General features: G+C 55.5%; 12 protein-coding genes. 3 read left to right on the top strand and 9 right to left on the bottom strand.

The window, feature by feature from the left end:
- The first annotated feature begins 11 nt into the window (after nt 1-11).
- Nucleotides 12-2,228 carry a glycosyltransferase family 2 protein gene (locus tag ASD8599_RS08880; protein ID WP_108828201.1) on the top strand — a complete coding sequence of 739 codons (2,217 nt, stop codon included), beginning with the start codon at nt 12-14 and terminating at the stop codon, nt 2,226-2,228.
- Nucleotides 2,229-2,231: 3 nt separating this feature from the next.
- Here ASD8599_RS08880 and ASD8599_RS08875 read toward each other — a convergent pair whose 3' ends face one another.
- Together ASD8599_RS08875 and tgt are read right to left on the bottom strand one after the other, a co-directional pair.
- The gene (locus tag ASD8599_RS08875) at nt 2,232-3,353 is read right to left on the bottom strand and encodes a hypothetical protein (protein ID WP_108828200.1); all 1,122 of its coding nucleotides are present in this window, start codon (nt 3,351-3,353) and stop codon (nt 2,232-2,234) included.
- Between the two features lie 15 nt (nt 3,354-3,368).
- Nucleotides 3,369-4,508, bottom strand: a complete 1,140-nt coding sequence (gene tgt / locus ASD8599_RS08870; RefSeq protein WP_108830084.1) for a tRNA guanosine(34) transglycosylase Tgt — start codon at nt 4,506-4,508, stop codon at nt 3,369-3,371.
- A 198-nt stretch (nt 4,509-4,706) separates the two neighbouring features.
- Here tgt and ASD8599_RS08865 point away from each other — a divergent pair, with 198 nt between their 5' ends.
- Complete coding sequence (locus ASD8599_RS08865) at nt 4,707-6,119, top strand: hypothetical protein (RefSeq protein ID WP_108828199.1); 1,413 nt, start codon at nt 4,707-4,709, stop codon at nt 6,117-6,119.
- 138 nt (nt 6,120-6,257) lie between these two features.
- Here the strand turns inward: ASD8599_RS08865 and ASD8599_RS08860 are convergent, their stop codons facing one another.
- Together ASD8599_RS08860 and ASD8599_RS08855 are read right to left on the bottom strand one after the other, a co-directional pair.
- The gene (locus ASD8599_RS08860; protein ID WP_108828198.1) at nt 6,258-7,073 is read right to left on the bottom strand and encodes an SDR family NAD(P)-dependent oxidoreductase; all 816 of its coding nucleotides are present in this window, start codon (nt 7,071-7,073) and stop codon (nt 6,258-6,260) included.
- The gene (locus ASD8599_RS08855) at nt 7,070-8,446 is read right to left on the bottom strand and encodes a flavin-containing monooxygenase (RefSeq protein WP_108828197.1); all 1,377 of its coding nucleotides are present in this window, start codon (nt 8,444-8,446) and stop codon (nt 7,070-7,072) included. Before ASD8599_RS08855 ends, ASD8599_RS08860 begins: the two co-directional genes overlap by 4 nt.
- A 99-nt stretch (nt 8,447-8,545) precedes the next feature.
- On the opposite strand from ASD8599_RS08855, the gene ASD8599_RS08850 reads away from it, so the two are divergent.
- Nucleotides 8,546-9,169, top strand: a complete 624-nt coding sequence (locus ASD8599_RS08850; RefSeq protein ID WP_108828196.1) for a TetR/AcrR family transcriptional regulator — start codon at nt 8,546-8,548, stop codon at nt 9,167-9,169.
- Nucleotides 9,170-9,210: 41 nt separating this feature from the next.
- Here ASD8599_RS08850 and ASD8599_RS08845 read toward each other — a convergent pair whose 3' ends face one another.
- From ASD8599_RS08845 to ASD8599_RS08825, 5 genes are read right to left on the bottom strand one after another with little or no spacing between them, the layout of a single operon-like run.
- Entirely contained in the window at nt 9,211-9,780 is a 570-nt protein-coding gene (locus ASD8599_RS08845) for a TetR/AcrR family transcriptional regulator (protein WP_108828195.1), read from the bottom strand.
- Between the two features lie 15 nt (nt 9,781-9,795).
- Nucleotides 9,796-10,842 (bottom strand): flavin monoamine oxidase family protein, encoded by a 1,047-nt coding sequence (locus tag ASD8599_RS08840; RefSeq protein WP_108828194.1) that lies wholly within the window; start codon nt 10,840-10,842, stop codon nt 9,796-9,798.
- A 3-nt stretch (nt 10,843-10,845) separates the two neighbouring features.
- Complete coding sequence (locus tag ASD8599_RS08835) at nt 10,846-11,529, bottom strand: SDR family NAD(P)-dependent oxidoreductase (RefSeq protein WP_108828193.1); 684 nt, start codon at nt 11,527-11,529, stop codon at nt 10,846-10,848.
- On the bottom strand, nt 11,529-12,197 hold the full coding sequence (locus ASD8599_RS08830) for a cupin domain-containing protein (RefSeq protein WP_108828192.1): 669 nt from the start codon (nt 12,195-12,197) through the stop codon (nt 11,529-11,531). The genes ASD8599_RS08835 and ASD8599_RS08830 overlap by 1 nt, the downstream gene beginning before the upstream one ends.
- Before the next feature lie 35 nt (nt 12,198-12,232).
- Nucleotides 12,233-12,853 carry a glutathione S-transferase family protein gene (locus ASD8599_RS08825; protein ID WP_108828191.1) on the bottom strand — a complete coding sequence of 207 codons (621 nt, stop codon included), beginning with the start codon at nt 12,851-12,853 and terminating at the stop codon, nt 12,233-12,235.
- Nucleotides 12,854-12,950: the final 97 nt, after the last annotated feature.

Raw genomic sequence — 12,950 nt, 5'->3', positions numbered from 1 at the left:
GGCCGTTGTCGATGCTTTCTGGTGCGCCGACGTCAGGCCTTTTGTCCATTATTGTCACTTTTTACGATGAAACCCCGTTTTTGCGCACTGCTTTACGGTCCATACGCAACCAAGGCATCGCACAGCTTGAGTTGATCGTCGTTAATGATAACCCCGAAAACTTCAGCCCCGAAGATCTTTCCGACCTGACCGATGGGTTTGATGCGCGGATCATCCACCATATCGAAAATAAAGGCCTGTCTGCGGCACGCAACACCGGAATAGACGCCGCTAACGGCGACTTGATCGGCTTTTTGGACGCCGACGACTATTACACTGTGGGTGGTCTGAACCGACACGCAACCTACGCACGCGAAACAGAAGCCGATATCACGCACGCAGGGTGCTATATGGGGCGCACGGGATCGGCCCACGGCGTGCCGTTGATGCGTGATGAAAAGCTGCATATGCGCCAACGTGTGGTGTCGGGCCGCATGGCTGCGGATGAAGCCCAATTTATCGTTTCCAGCTGGTCAAGCCTGTACCGCGCGGATTTTCTTGCCAAAAACGACCTGTGGTTCGATGTGGCCCAGCGCAAGTTCGAAGACCGCCTGTTCGTTCTGAACACCATTACCCAAGCACAAAAGGTTGCGTTTTTCGGCGCTCCGGTTCGGGTCTGGCGCCAGCGGGCCAATTCCATTTCCAGCACGGTCACGACCCCCGACACCCATCTGTTGCAAGTGCAATTGCTGGAAAAATGCCTAAATCACATCAAGGCCGAGACCAAAGCGCACAGCCTGCCCCAACGCTACGAAAAACGCGAGCTGTTCAATTGCGTGTCGCGGCTGATCTGGGACATGGATATTCTCCCCTGTCTTGCCGCCAAAGACCCCGCATATGACGATATGGGGCAACGCATCCAAACACTTTTGGGGGACGCCAGTTTCGGGCATCAAATCTTTTCCGACCCTATGGTGGCGGCCACGTCGCGTGTCGGGATGCGCACCAAAAAGGGCAAGATCACCCGCGCGGACTTTTTTGAACTGCACAAGCTGTGGCGCGAAGGCCAGTTTACGCAAGCCCACGACATCATGCAGGCCCGTGCCCCCAAAGCGCAGAGCCCCAAGGCCGTATCCCACAAAGCCAAACGGCTTGTCTTACACATCGGGCTTCACAAAACCGGCACCACCTTTGTGCAACACCACCTGAATCACCACCGCACTGCATTGCTGCGCAAAGGTGTTTTGGTGCCGCAGACCGGGTTTGATGGCGACAAGGGCATCGACGGTCGTCCAGGTGCCATGTCCGGCCATCAAGGCCTGCTGCGGGCCTTGCGTACGGATGACGACGCTGTGTGGACTGCGCTGCATCAAGAAATCGCGCTGTCGCCGGCCCGTACGGTATTAGTCTCGGCTGAGAACATGGGGTTTCCCACACAAGCCAACCGCGAAGAGATGATCGCCGCATTGATGGCCCGCCTTGGCGATTATGCGTCTGTGGATGTGATCGCCTTTGTGCGCCGCCCTGATACATACGTCGAAGCGTTCTACCGTGAATGGGTCACATCTGCGCATCCATCAGGCGCACGGTCCATCGAAGAGGTGCTTGTAGATCACACCGACCACCTGACGAATCTGGACGCTATGTTCCGCCCCTTCGAAGACATCACCGGACAGCCCGTGCTGTTGGCAGACTTTGACGCGTTGCGCGCAGAGGATGCGTTGTGGTCAGGGTTTTGCGCGTTGGGCGGCCTGCCCACCGATCTAGAGGGCGTCTCGGCCCCCCGTTATGCCTCTGCGCACCGCGAGGACGTGGCTTTGATGCAAATGATCAACATGGTGCAGCCCAGCGCCAAAAAGCGTGCCCGTTTGATGGGGGCGTTCTTTGCAACCCCCAATGACAGCGGCACACGCGACCAAAGCCTGCTGCCTCCTGCCCGACGCCAAGCGCTGTTGACACGTTACGCCGAAAGCTCTGCGGATTTTGCAACCGCGCGGGGCTACAACCCTGATCTGGACGCCGCCCATGCAGCGCTAGAGGCCGAGGACTGGACCGCGCTGGACCATATCCCGCTGTCCCGCCTTCACGCCACTTTGGATGTGGGCGCACAGATCATGGGCGAGACAGACACCCCCCAAGCCCACGCCATCGCCCGCCCCAAGCCCCCGACCGCCACAAGCCGCTACGAGATGAAGATCAAACTGCGCCCTTGGGCCGTGAAGCTGATAGAGCGGGTGCGCAGGCGTTAGTGCCTATTTGATGCGAAAGCGGTTGCGTAAGGCAAGGCCGACAAAGAACAGCAATATCACCCCGAAGATGGATTGCGCACCAGAGAAGGCATCAAGCCAAGCAGGGGCTTTTTCAAAGAAATTAGGGTGCATATTGCGACCAAAGCCAAGAAACGGAAACGTATTGGCAAAAGACACGCCCACCCCTTCCCAGATCGACGCATTGCCTGTGGTGCCATTTGTGCGCAAGTAAGACCCGATCACCGATCCCCCCACGACAACGGACCCCGCCAACCACGCCACAGGGCGCGTGATGCTGTGGCCATATCCGGAAAACCACTTGAACAGATGGATAGGCCAGCGGTTCCACCAGTTTTCCAGATGACGTTTGCACTCCATCTCTTGGCGAAAGAAGAAATGTTCGTCGTCGGGGTTTTGCAGCTCATTCATGACCTTACGCAGACGCGTATAGGCGCGTTTGCTTTCATTGGCGTTTTCGGCGGTGATGGTGGGCCAAAGGTCGGGGTCAGTAGTGAATTCCGTGTCTTGGTGAAAGTCACGTTGGTAGAATTTGGGGACGGCGCCTAGGAATTTTGTACCTGTGAAGACAGTTTGGCCATCAAACATCTGGTCTGAGAATTCGGCAGCCACGCCGAACGACGCGGAACCGAAATAGGCAAACCCGCTGAACGACGCGGAATGGAAAGAGGCAGCCGCGTTAAAAATCCATTTCTCCAATACAACTGTATTGGAGAAATGGATTTCAGACATGTCAATATACTGATTATTGTCAGGTACAGGGATAGCCCCACCCAAACGCGCGGCAAAGGCATCCTCAATCGCTTGTCTTTCCACTTCGGTCAGATCCGCCAATTCCTCAACAGGCAGATCAACCTTCTTGGCCAATGCGGCGCGCTCTTCAGGGCTTTTCCCTGCGCACGCCCAGCCATTCCAGATGCGCCGATTTTTAGCGATCACATCAGCATCCAACGGGTTCCTCGGCTCCCCATACACCGTCGCCAGCACATACCAAGGGTTCTGCCCCGCAGGCGACAGCTCTACCCCGTCATTGCGCAACGCCGATCCATCCTCGCGCACCTCGATCAAATGCCCCGCAGACTTACTCGCATCATGTAACTCAGCCATACCAGCGGTCCCCTCTTAAAGCGGATCAATATCCCCCTGTGCGCGGCCGTCGTGGAAATCTTTCTGCCACGCCTCAAACGTGCCTGCCGCAATCGCGCCGCGCATACCGTCCATGATATCCTGAAAATACCGCAGATTGTGCCATGTCAGCAGCATCCCCGAAATCATTTCATGGGACCGGAACACATGGTGCAGATAGGCGCGTGAATAATTGGAACAGGCAGGACACGCGCAGCCCTCGTCCAAGGGGCGCGGATCGTCGGCGTGGCGGGCGTTTTTGATGTTCACCACGCCCTTGCGCGTAAACGCCTGCCCCGTGCGCCCCGAGCGCGACGGCAACACGCAATCCATCATATCAATGCCCCGTGCCACGGCACCCACGATGTCATCGGGCTTGCCCACCCCCATCAGATAGCGCGGCTTGTCCACGGGCAGTTGATCCGGCGCATAGTCAAGACAGCCAAACATCGCCTCTTGCCCCTCGCCCACAGCCAGACCGCCCACGGCATACCCATCAAAGCCGATCTCGCGCAGGGCCTCGGCGCTTTGGCCGCGCAAATCTTGTTCCAAACCGCCTTGCTGAATGCCAAACAGCGCATGCCCCGGCCGGTCGCCAAAGGCTGCCTTGGACCGTGCGGCCCAGCGCATCGACAATTCCATGCTTTCTGCAATGCGTGTGCGATCCGCAGGCAAGGCAGGGCACTCGTCGAAACACATCACAATGTCAGAGCCGAGCAGCTCTTGGATCTCCATCGAGCGCTCTGGCGTGATTTCATGTTTAGACCCATCAATGTGGGATTTGAATGTGACGCCTTTTTCGGTCAACTTGCGCAGGCCGGCCAGTGACATCACCTGAAAGCCACCTGAATCCGTCAGGATCGGGCGGTCCCAATTCATGAACTTGTGTAATCCGCCCAGTTTGGCGATGCGTTCCGCCGTGGGGCGCAGCATCAGATGGTAGGTATTGCCCAGCAATATGTCCGCCCCCGTGGCACGGACACTTTCAGGCATCATCGCCTTTACGGTGGCCGCGGTGCCCACAGGCATGAAAGCCGGTGTCCGAATGTCACCACGCGGGGTTTGGATCACGCCAGTGCGGGCTTTGCCATCTGTGGCATTCAAGGAAAACGAAAACGGTGTTTGGGTATCTGTCATATCCCCCATGTGCCGCACTTTCCGCCCATATCCAAGTGGATTTAAACGTGGCCCACCCCGGGCCCGGGGGCGAAGTATCAACTGTTTTATGCACTGGCGCCTACCTAAAGGGGAACTTTGTGCATATCAGAGCACAAAGGGTTTACACGCCGCACCTCTGATCCCAAAAGTAACTCCATCAAATTTGAGGAACACTTTATGCCCGCCAATCCCAATTCCGCAGTCAATGACATTGTAGATGTGACAGAAACCGAAACCTCTGCGGGCAATGTGTTTTTAAATGACACCTTCGACAACGGCTATGACAGCCTAAGCGTCAATGGGGTTGTGATCGCGGGCGAAGGTCCGACATCCGTGAGCAGCACGTTTGGGACCTACAACATCTCTGGTGACGGAACGTATATGTTCACCCCCTTTGCATGGATTGAGGGACATTCGTTTTTCAACCTCGATCTTGGATTGCAAGACACCATCACCTACAGCGTGTCCGCCCAAGGCGAAACCTATGAGGCAGAGCTGATACACAACATCACGGGCAGTGGTGACATCGCATATGTGTCGTCGCGACCAAATGCGAACGACCCCGCTGTGACAGAGTACCTCAACGAATTCCTCGAAGTGCTATTTCAGGTGACGTCCACTGAAGGCACTTCGGTGGTTACGGAATTCGCTTTGGGCGAGGATTTTATCAACGGGTTGGCCAACACCACCTACGTCTATGGCACAGACGGGCAAGCGCATAGCGAAACAACGCTGTTCCAGACGGGGGCCACCACCACCACAACCTATGACTATGAAAACGAAGAAGAATACATCCTCCAGACCATTGTCACGAACGCCAGCGGAGCACCATTGACGTTGTTTCGGGCGTTGGACAACGGCGGCACAGTCGAGGCAACATATACAACAAACCCATCCGCCAATGTGGCAGCCCGTGCCAAGGAATATAACGCGGAAGGCGACCTTGCAGCGGACGTTATCCTGTTCAACGACGACCGTCTGGTGCGCACGCAATATGATAACGCAGGCATCGTGGATCAAGTATCATATTTTGACGAATCCGACGAAGGGCTGGGGCAAGTCTGGGAAAGCATTGTCACTGAATACGAAGGCGGTAGTGCAACGCAAAGAACCATAACCTACGACACAGGCGATGCCAAAATTACCCAATACGATGCGGAATCCGGCGCCCGTACTGTTGGGCTTTCGGATGGATCAAATACCCGGTCTTGGGACTTGCGTGAAAAGACATTCAACGCAGAAGGCACATTTATCGGGGACCATTTCGTCTTTGACAACGGCTTTGACAGAACGCGCGAATACTATGAGGACGGCTCTTTGCGTCGGATATTCATGGACGACGGTGCAAACACCAAAAGCTGGGACACATTGGAACGCATTTACGATGAAGCGGGCGATCTTGCATCCGTGTATCAGGTGAAAGACAGCGGCGACGTTACCAGTTCAACCTACGCCACGGGCGGCATCTTGCAAACACGGGTCTTTATCGACGGGTCAGAAACAAAAGACTACTATTCAAAGACCTACACCTATGACGCGAGCGGAAACATCATCAACACTGTGACTGTAGAAGACGGGGTGTTTGGCTAGGGTCACAGGCCCTATCAAGCCAACACTTCTTGCAGTTTTTTTCCGGCGACCTGCACGGGTCATGCATCACCGATCGCTGCAATCTTCCCCCTGTGTCGGTAACGGCGCACAGGGGGCATCGTTCAGCAAAAAATTCAATTACTTGGTTTGAAGCCCTTGCAAATATGCCTGCTTTTTCTTCTGCCCGCCTTTCTCAAGATATGACAACACTGGGCGCAACAGGCTGGGAAACAACATAAGCACCCCGCCAAAGAACCCGTCGCTGGCAGGCAAACACGTCTCCAGTCTGCCTTTTTCCATCGCCTTCATCACAGCGGCGGCGACATCGTGCGGGGGCATGGGTTTGGCATTGCCGACAAAATTCAAAGGTGAACCGTCAGGGCTTGCCATTTCGGCCGCCAGCATCGGGGTATCAATGGCACTTGGAAAAACACCGCCGACACCAACGCCATAAGGATGCAATTCCAGGGACAATGACGCCATGAACCCACGCAGCCCGAATTTTGACGCTGAATAAGCTGCGCTGTCTTTCATAGGGCCCATCGCCGCCATCGACATGATGGAAAAGATATAACCCGAACGCCGCTGCTTCATCGCGCGGGCCGCGGCCGCACTGAGCAGCATGGGTGCGGTCATGTTGACGTCAATGTGCGCACGCATCAGATCAGCGTCCAACGTTCCAACCGGCCCCGGCACGATGATACCTGCATTATTGACCAGAATATCAATCGGCGCTTCAGGGCTTTCAATGCGCGCACCAAGGCGTTGCAAATCGGATGCATCGCGCAAGTCCGCGATGATTTGCTCTGTTTTGCTGCCAACTTTTGCAGCAGTTGCGGCAAGTGCAGCGGCGTTGCGGTCAGTCAGCACAAGCGCGTGACCTTGGCTGGCAAAAGACTTGGCCAGCGCAAGACCGACGCCCCCGGCAGCCCCTGTGATCAAAACAGTTTTCATTCTGCGGCCTCCAGAACCGAAGCTGCGGCACGGGTTGCGGGTGAGTTGAAATATCCGTCTTGCGGATCTTGCCAGCCCATGTGCTTGCGCAGGCTTTTGTATTCGCGCTTCAGGGCGTCGATGTTGGCATAAGTCGCATGGCGGTCGCTTTCGACGTATTTCACACCACCCGTCAGGTCGGGTGTGTGGTCCTGAATACGAGCACTTAGCTTTTGCCACTCTGATGGGGTGTCCCGCTGGGCGCGAATGTTACGCGCGATAAGGTCTGCCATCCCGTCAAACAGCTTGTAAATTCCACCATTCGTTTCGGTAAAGCCAAGCCCGAAAAGCTGTTTGTTCGCGCGGCTGAACATGTGCAGATAGTTGTCAGGGCGGTCGCCCTTCCAACTAAAGGCGGCGGGGTCCACATAGGGTACTTTCCATTCATATCCGGTCGCACACAGCACGATATCGACCGCTTCGCGACTGCCATCTTTGAACACCACTTCTTTGCCATCCAGCCGTTCCACATCCCCTTTGGCCAGCAGATCACCATGGCCGAGATAATGCAGCACTTGTGAATTTACGATTGGATGGCTTTCAAAAATCTTGTGGTCCGGCTTGGGTAGGCCAAACCGACGAATGTCCCCGTTTAGAAACCGCAACAAACCGCCAAAAACACGTTGTGCCAGCCACATCGGCATATGCGGGCCTTCATCGCCAAAAACATCCGCAGGCTTGCCCATGATATGTTTGGGTACAAAATGGTAGCCGCGCCGCACACTGATGAAGGCCGCATCGCCCGCCACAGCCGCGTCACATGCAATGTCACAACCGGAATTACCCGCACCGACAACCAGCACCCTTTTGCCACGGAATTCATCCATGTGCCGGAAGCTGTTGGCGTGGCGCACTTCGCCGTCAAACGCATCTGTTTGTGATGCCCATGCAGGCATTTTGGGGTGCCATGTCGTGCCTGAGACACAAACCATCCAGCGATACTGCCGCGTCTCGCCGTGCGCCAGCGTCACATTCCACATCTCGTTTGCAAACGTGGTCTGCGTGACTTCGGTGTTGAAAGTGATGTGATCGTACAGGTTATAATGTCTGGCAAAATTCTTCATATAGTCAAAAATCTGACGGTTCGACGGATAGTCCGGGTAGTGATCCGGCATCGGAAAGTCTGAAAAATACGAATGCGTCTTGGACGAGATGAAATGCGCAGAATCGTACATCGGCGTGCCGGGGTTTTCGAGATCCCAAACACCGCCCACTTCGCTGTGCCGCTCGAACACATCGAAAGCGATACCGAGGTTTTTGAAAGCCCGCGCCAATGCCAGCCCCCCTGGCCCAGCACCGACAATACAGGCTCTGTTGTTTACCACGTTTGTCATCTCATCCCCCTCAATGTGAGTAAGTGTCATATTTGACTAATGTGATAGATGCTCATATTTTAAAAATCAACATATTTTGTGAAGTTTGGAAAAACCGCCATGTCGGATACCCCTATCGAAGTGCGCAAGCGCCCCGTGCAAGCCCGCAGCAAAGCGCGGGTCGAAGCGATCTTGGATGCGGCACGCGATATCATTTCCGAAATTGGCAGCGACGGGATGAAAATGAGCGTCCTCGCACACCGCGCCGGTGTTCCTATCGGGACCGTTTACCAGTTTTTCCCCAATAAAAGTGCGGTCATATACACACTGGTCACAGATATCATGCAGCAGATGCACACGGCATTGCAGGCGCAAATGGAGGGCATCCAAAGCCTTGATGACGCATCCGGCCGCATTGACCAGATGGTGCGCGGTTACTATCAATTTTTGAAAGACGAACCCGTGATGCGCGATATTCTGGGTTCAACGCAGGGCGACAAAAAACTTCAAGCTCTGGACCAAGAGGACAGCCGCACAAACGGGGCGATGATGTTTGAACACATGAAGCCCTTTGTTTCACAGCAAGACCATAAGCGCCTTAAGGTTGTTCTTTTTCTAAATGCGCATCTGACAGGTTCGTTAACCCGCCTTGCTGTGACGGAAGATGCGGAAATGGCAGAGACCTTGCTACAGATATTCGTGAAAAGGCTGCAAGATGATCTTTTGTCGTTCAAGCAGGTCTAAACGCCTTGGGGGGCAATGTGCGGACAAAGACGTATTCCGACCTACGTGTATAAACGTGTAGACAACACATGCATTGCAGTGTCGAAGCGCTCGGTATTTTGCGCCACGCGGGCCGCAAGTTGTGCGCCTTCTAACAAAGGAAGGGTGGCGGCCGCTTCGGCCATTGGATCCGCAACGTCTTTTATGGTTCCGTCGTCCTTGCCTTGCGCAAATGTCTTGGCCAGCCAATCAATCATCATCGATCTAAAGCGGTTCATTTCCGCTATCGTTTCGGCAGACAGGCTTTGGATGCTTGTGGAAAAAGACACGCAAAGACACAGGCTTTGCCCGTCATCAAGCGCACCACGATACCGCAAAACCAGCGCTTCAAGACGTGCCGCACCGGTTGTCTGGTCTTGATCAATCTCGGCGCAGGCCGTTTCCAAATCCGAATAATATCGCTGCATCAAAGCCACAGCCAATGTCGCCTTGTTTGAGAAATGGTGATGGATACTGGCCTTTGTGATCCCGACATCTGCCGCCAGATCCGCATAGCTAAACCCGTCAAAACCACGCGTTCGCGCAGCCTGCTCTGCCGAATCCAAAAGATTGGTTTTTGTGTCTTTGGCCATGTTCTAAGTCCGGTTTTAAAAGTTAAGCGTACTTAGAACATTTTCCGCAGCTTCCAAAGCACCTTCGATATAGCCGCCAAAAACCGGGGCAACTTCGGTCCCGGCGAAGTGCAATTTGCCGTCCCAAAGATCTGTCATAGCCTCGGCCAACCCGTATGTGGGATGCGCATAAAGCGGGGCTTTGTCTGCCTCGGTCGCGGTGAACGGGTCAAACGCCCAGTCTTTAACGTAAAGCTGGCGGGGCTCGGCTGCTTGTGGTCCGAACAGTCTGACCAATTGTGCCGTTAAGTGCTGACGTAATATGTGTTCATCTGCACGGCCATTGGGTGGAACGCCGATAAATCCAAACAAGGCATAAGGTCCACCCGTTGCGGGCGACGCGTCGTGGATTTCGACCATAGGTCCTTTGCGGCTCATGGCGTCGCCCGATAACCCGTCATCGCGCCAGAATGGCCGGTCGTAAACAGCAACAGCCTTGGCCTGCCCCGCCATCCACGTGGCCACACCCTGCATGGTTTGGAGTGTAGCAACAGGCAAAGCAGGGAAAAATTCAATCTGCGCGGCAACGCGTGGCGGCAACGCAAGCACAACGCGGTCGGCGCGGATTGTCTCATTGTTGGACAGCGTGGCGATGCAGTGGCCCTCCAGATGTTCCAGCCGCGTCACCACCGCATTTCGCCGTTTGCGACCTTCGGGAAGGCCGTCGGCCAGCACGTCTGTCAACGCGCCCAATCCCCCGACAAGCCGCCACGACCCTTCCATGGATGAAAGCCCCTGACCGCGCTGGACCTGACCATGTTCGTTTTCAAAGGTCAGCACACCATCGGCAAACTGGTCGAATTTTTGCAGATTAAATCGCGCGATCATGGCTGCAATACGCGGCTGACCGGGCCAGAACCACGCAGGACCCATGTCAAAGTACCCGCCTGCATCACGGTGCGTCAGAATTCGGCCGCCGAACCGTGACCGCGCCTCAACCACCAGATAATCAGCGCCTTGGGCCTCAAGTGCTTGGGCAAGTGCCAGACCAGACAGCCCCCCGCCCACAATCAATGTTTTCATACGTTAGAACCCTTCGGAGGCCGGACGCAGATCAAGCTCGTGCGTCCATGTCGACTTTGGTTGATGGGCCAACTGCCAATAGGCTTCGGCAATGTCTTCGGGTCTCATCATTTTGGCAGGATCAAGGCTGTGCAAATCGCGCGATCGCGCTGTGTCGATGATCCCATCCAGAATGGCGTGGCAGACGTGTACCCCTGCAGGCTGAAATTCACGCGCAAGGGACTGCGTCAGGCCGCGCAACGCAAACTTGGCACTGGCAAACGCCGAAAACTTCGCCCCCCCGCGCAAAGACGCCGTGGCCCCTGACACAATGAATGTCCCACCACCTGCATCCACCATCGGCTGCACCGTGGCCTCTGCGACCAATACGGCAGACTGCACCATCGACGCCCATGTGCGGCGATAGTCCGCAAGTGATGTTTGCGCGAAAGGCGCGATGACCAGTTCCGCAGTGTTGTGCACAACAACTTTTGGCGGTCCGTATTTCGCGATGAGGTCCGCGATCACCGCGGGAACAGCTGCCTCGTCGGTTAAATCCAATGTTTGAAAATCACCGACAGGCCTGACAGGGCGTGACCGTCCCAGACCCACGGGCGTAAACCCGCCCTGTTCAAACCGCGCCAACAGGGACTGGCCAAGACCAGCCCCTGCCCCGGCCACAAGAACCAAAGGTTTATGCGTTCCCATCAGACAGCCGGCGGTTTGGCATGTGGCAGATGGCCAGTTTTCATCCAGAGCTTCGCGCCATCAGAGCCGGCCGTCGCTGTCAAAGGTGCCCCTTCTGGCAAACGTAGCCAAGCCCCCTTGCCCAGCGTATCGCCACCCTCGGACACGGAGCCTGCAATCACCAGAACCTCGATGCCGCCCGCGTCCGAACTTTCAAGCTTCGCCCCCGCGTCCAACTGGCTGTAGGTCACGGTTTCGCGCGCATCACGGTGCAGTTCAGCTGTGGCGACACCGTCGACAGGTGCTGCCAATTCATCCGCCATGGTTTTGCGAAACTGGTTTCGGTCGTTCATATCGAACTGCCACAATTTCACAAATATCGTACACCCCAGCGCCGATCCCGGTGTATGCGCGGTCGTCGGTGGGTTGCGCACGTAAGTGCCCGCGGGAAAGTCGCCATGCTCATCTTGGAATACCCCGTCCAGCACAATGAATTCTTCACCGCCTGTGTGTGTATGCTCGGAAAATTTGCTTTGAGGTGCATAGCGCACAATTGTCGTGGCCCGTGCCACCTCTCCGCCGATGCGGTCCAGCATACGCCGGTCCACACCCGGCATGGGTGACGCGTTCCACTCAAGCTGTTCAGAGTGAACCACGACCCGCGTCTTAAAATCTGCATTCAGTTCCATGATATTGTCCTTTTCAACCTAAGTAGAACGGCTTTTTAGCCGGCGATGCTAGGCCGAGAGGCCACTTTTGCCCGCCACGCCGTCAGATGCGACAGGCTTTCCGGGATCTCCACTTTGGCAAAGTCTGCAAAAGCGAGACCCGCAAAAGCCGTTATATCCGCAACCGAAAATTCCGCTCCGGCAAGGTAGTCGTTATCTGCCAGAACTTCATCAAGATATGTCATTGTCTGTGTTGCGGTTTCTTTTTGCCTGTTGCCCCACACTGCGCATTGATCCGTTTCCAGATCAGGCCCAAGACCAGGCGTAGCGTGGTGGAAATAAGTTCCAACGGCATTCAAAAGACCATTTTCGGCACGCAGGTTCATCATCGAAATTTGCGCCCGCTGCTTTGGCGTTGTTCCTGTCAGCGATGGGCCCTCAAAATGGCCATCGATGTATTCCGTGATCGCATTGCACTGCGAAATGTGGGTGCCGTCCGCCAATTCCAGGCAGGGAACCGTTGCATCCGGGTTCATTGCTTTGAACGCATCGGTGCGGTGTTCGCCGCCCATGACGTCTACCGCGATAAAGTCGACCTTGTCCGTTGCGCCTTTTTCCGCAAGCGCGATGCGCACGCGGGCCGGGTTCGGAAAACCCTCTGTGTCAAATATTTTCATGTGAGTATCTCCAGTTGCTGATAACTTAACCTACTAGTAGGTAGATAGCTTCGACAAGAGCGTTTTTCTGGGTTCCGATCACATAACTGTGAAGTTG

It is taken from the genome of Ascidiaceihabitans donghaensis, assembly GCF_900302465.1.
Lineage (GTDB): Bacteria > Pseudomonadota > Alphaproteobacteria > Rhodobacterales > Rhodobacteraceae > Ascidiaceihabitans > Ascidiaceihabitans donghaensis.
Note: the sequence above shows the minus strand (reverse complement) of the source record. Positions and strands in the feature narration are given on the sequence as shown.

Coding starts and splice junctions, on each gene's coding strand:
- ASD8599_RS08845 (WP_108828195.1), bottom strand. CDS start 9,780: ATGGCCAAAGACACAAAAACCAATCTTTTGGATTCGGCAGAGCAGGCT.
- ASD8599_RS08855 (WP_108828197.1), bottom strand. CDS start 8,446: ATGACAAACGTGGTAAACAACAGAGCCTGTATTGTCGGTGCTGGGCCA.
- ASD8599_RS08880 (WP_108828201.1), top strand. CDS start 12: ATGCTTTCTGGTGCGCCGACGTCAGGCCTTTTGTCCATTATTGTCACT.
- ASD8599_RS08860 (WP_108828198.1), bottom strand. CDS start 7,073: ATGAAAACTGTTTTGATCACAGGGGCTGCCGGGGGCGTCGGTCTTGCG.
- ASD8599_RS08835 (WP_108828193.1), bottom strand. CDS start 11,529: ATGGGAACGCATAAACCTTTGGTTCTTGTGGCCGGGGCAGGGGCTGGT.
- ASD8599_RS08865 (WP_108828199.1), top strand. CDS start 4,707: ATGCCCGCCAATCCCAATTCCGCAGTCAATGACATTGTAGATGTGACA.
- ASD8599_RS08830 (WP_108828192.1), bottom strand. CDS start 12,197: ATGGAACTGAATGCAGATTTTAAGACGCGGGTCGTGGTTCACTCTGAA.
- tgt (WP_108830084.1), bottom strand. CDS start 4,508: ATGACAGATACCCAAACACCGTTTTCGTTTTCCTTGAATGCCACAGAT.
- ASD8599_RS08875 (WP_108828200.1), bottom strand. CDS start 3,353: ATGGCTGAGTTACATGATGCGAGTAAGTCTGCGGGGCATTTGATCGAG.
- ASD8599_RS08825 (WP_108828191.1), bottom strand. CDS start 12,853: ATGAAAATATTTGACACAGAGGGTTTTCCGAACCCGGCCCGCGTGCGC.
- ASD8599_RS08840 (WP_108828194.1), bottom strand. CDS start 10,842: ATGAAAACATTGATTGTGGGCGGGGGGCTGTCTGGTCTGGCACTTGCC.
- ASD8599_RS08850 (WP_108828196.1), top strand. CDS start 8,546: ATGTCGGATACCCCTATCGAAGTGCGCAAGCGCCCCGTGCAAGCCCGC.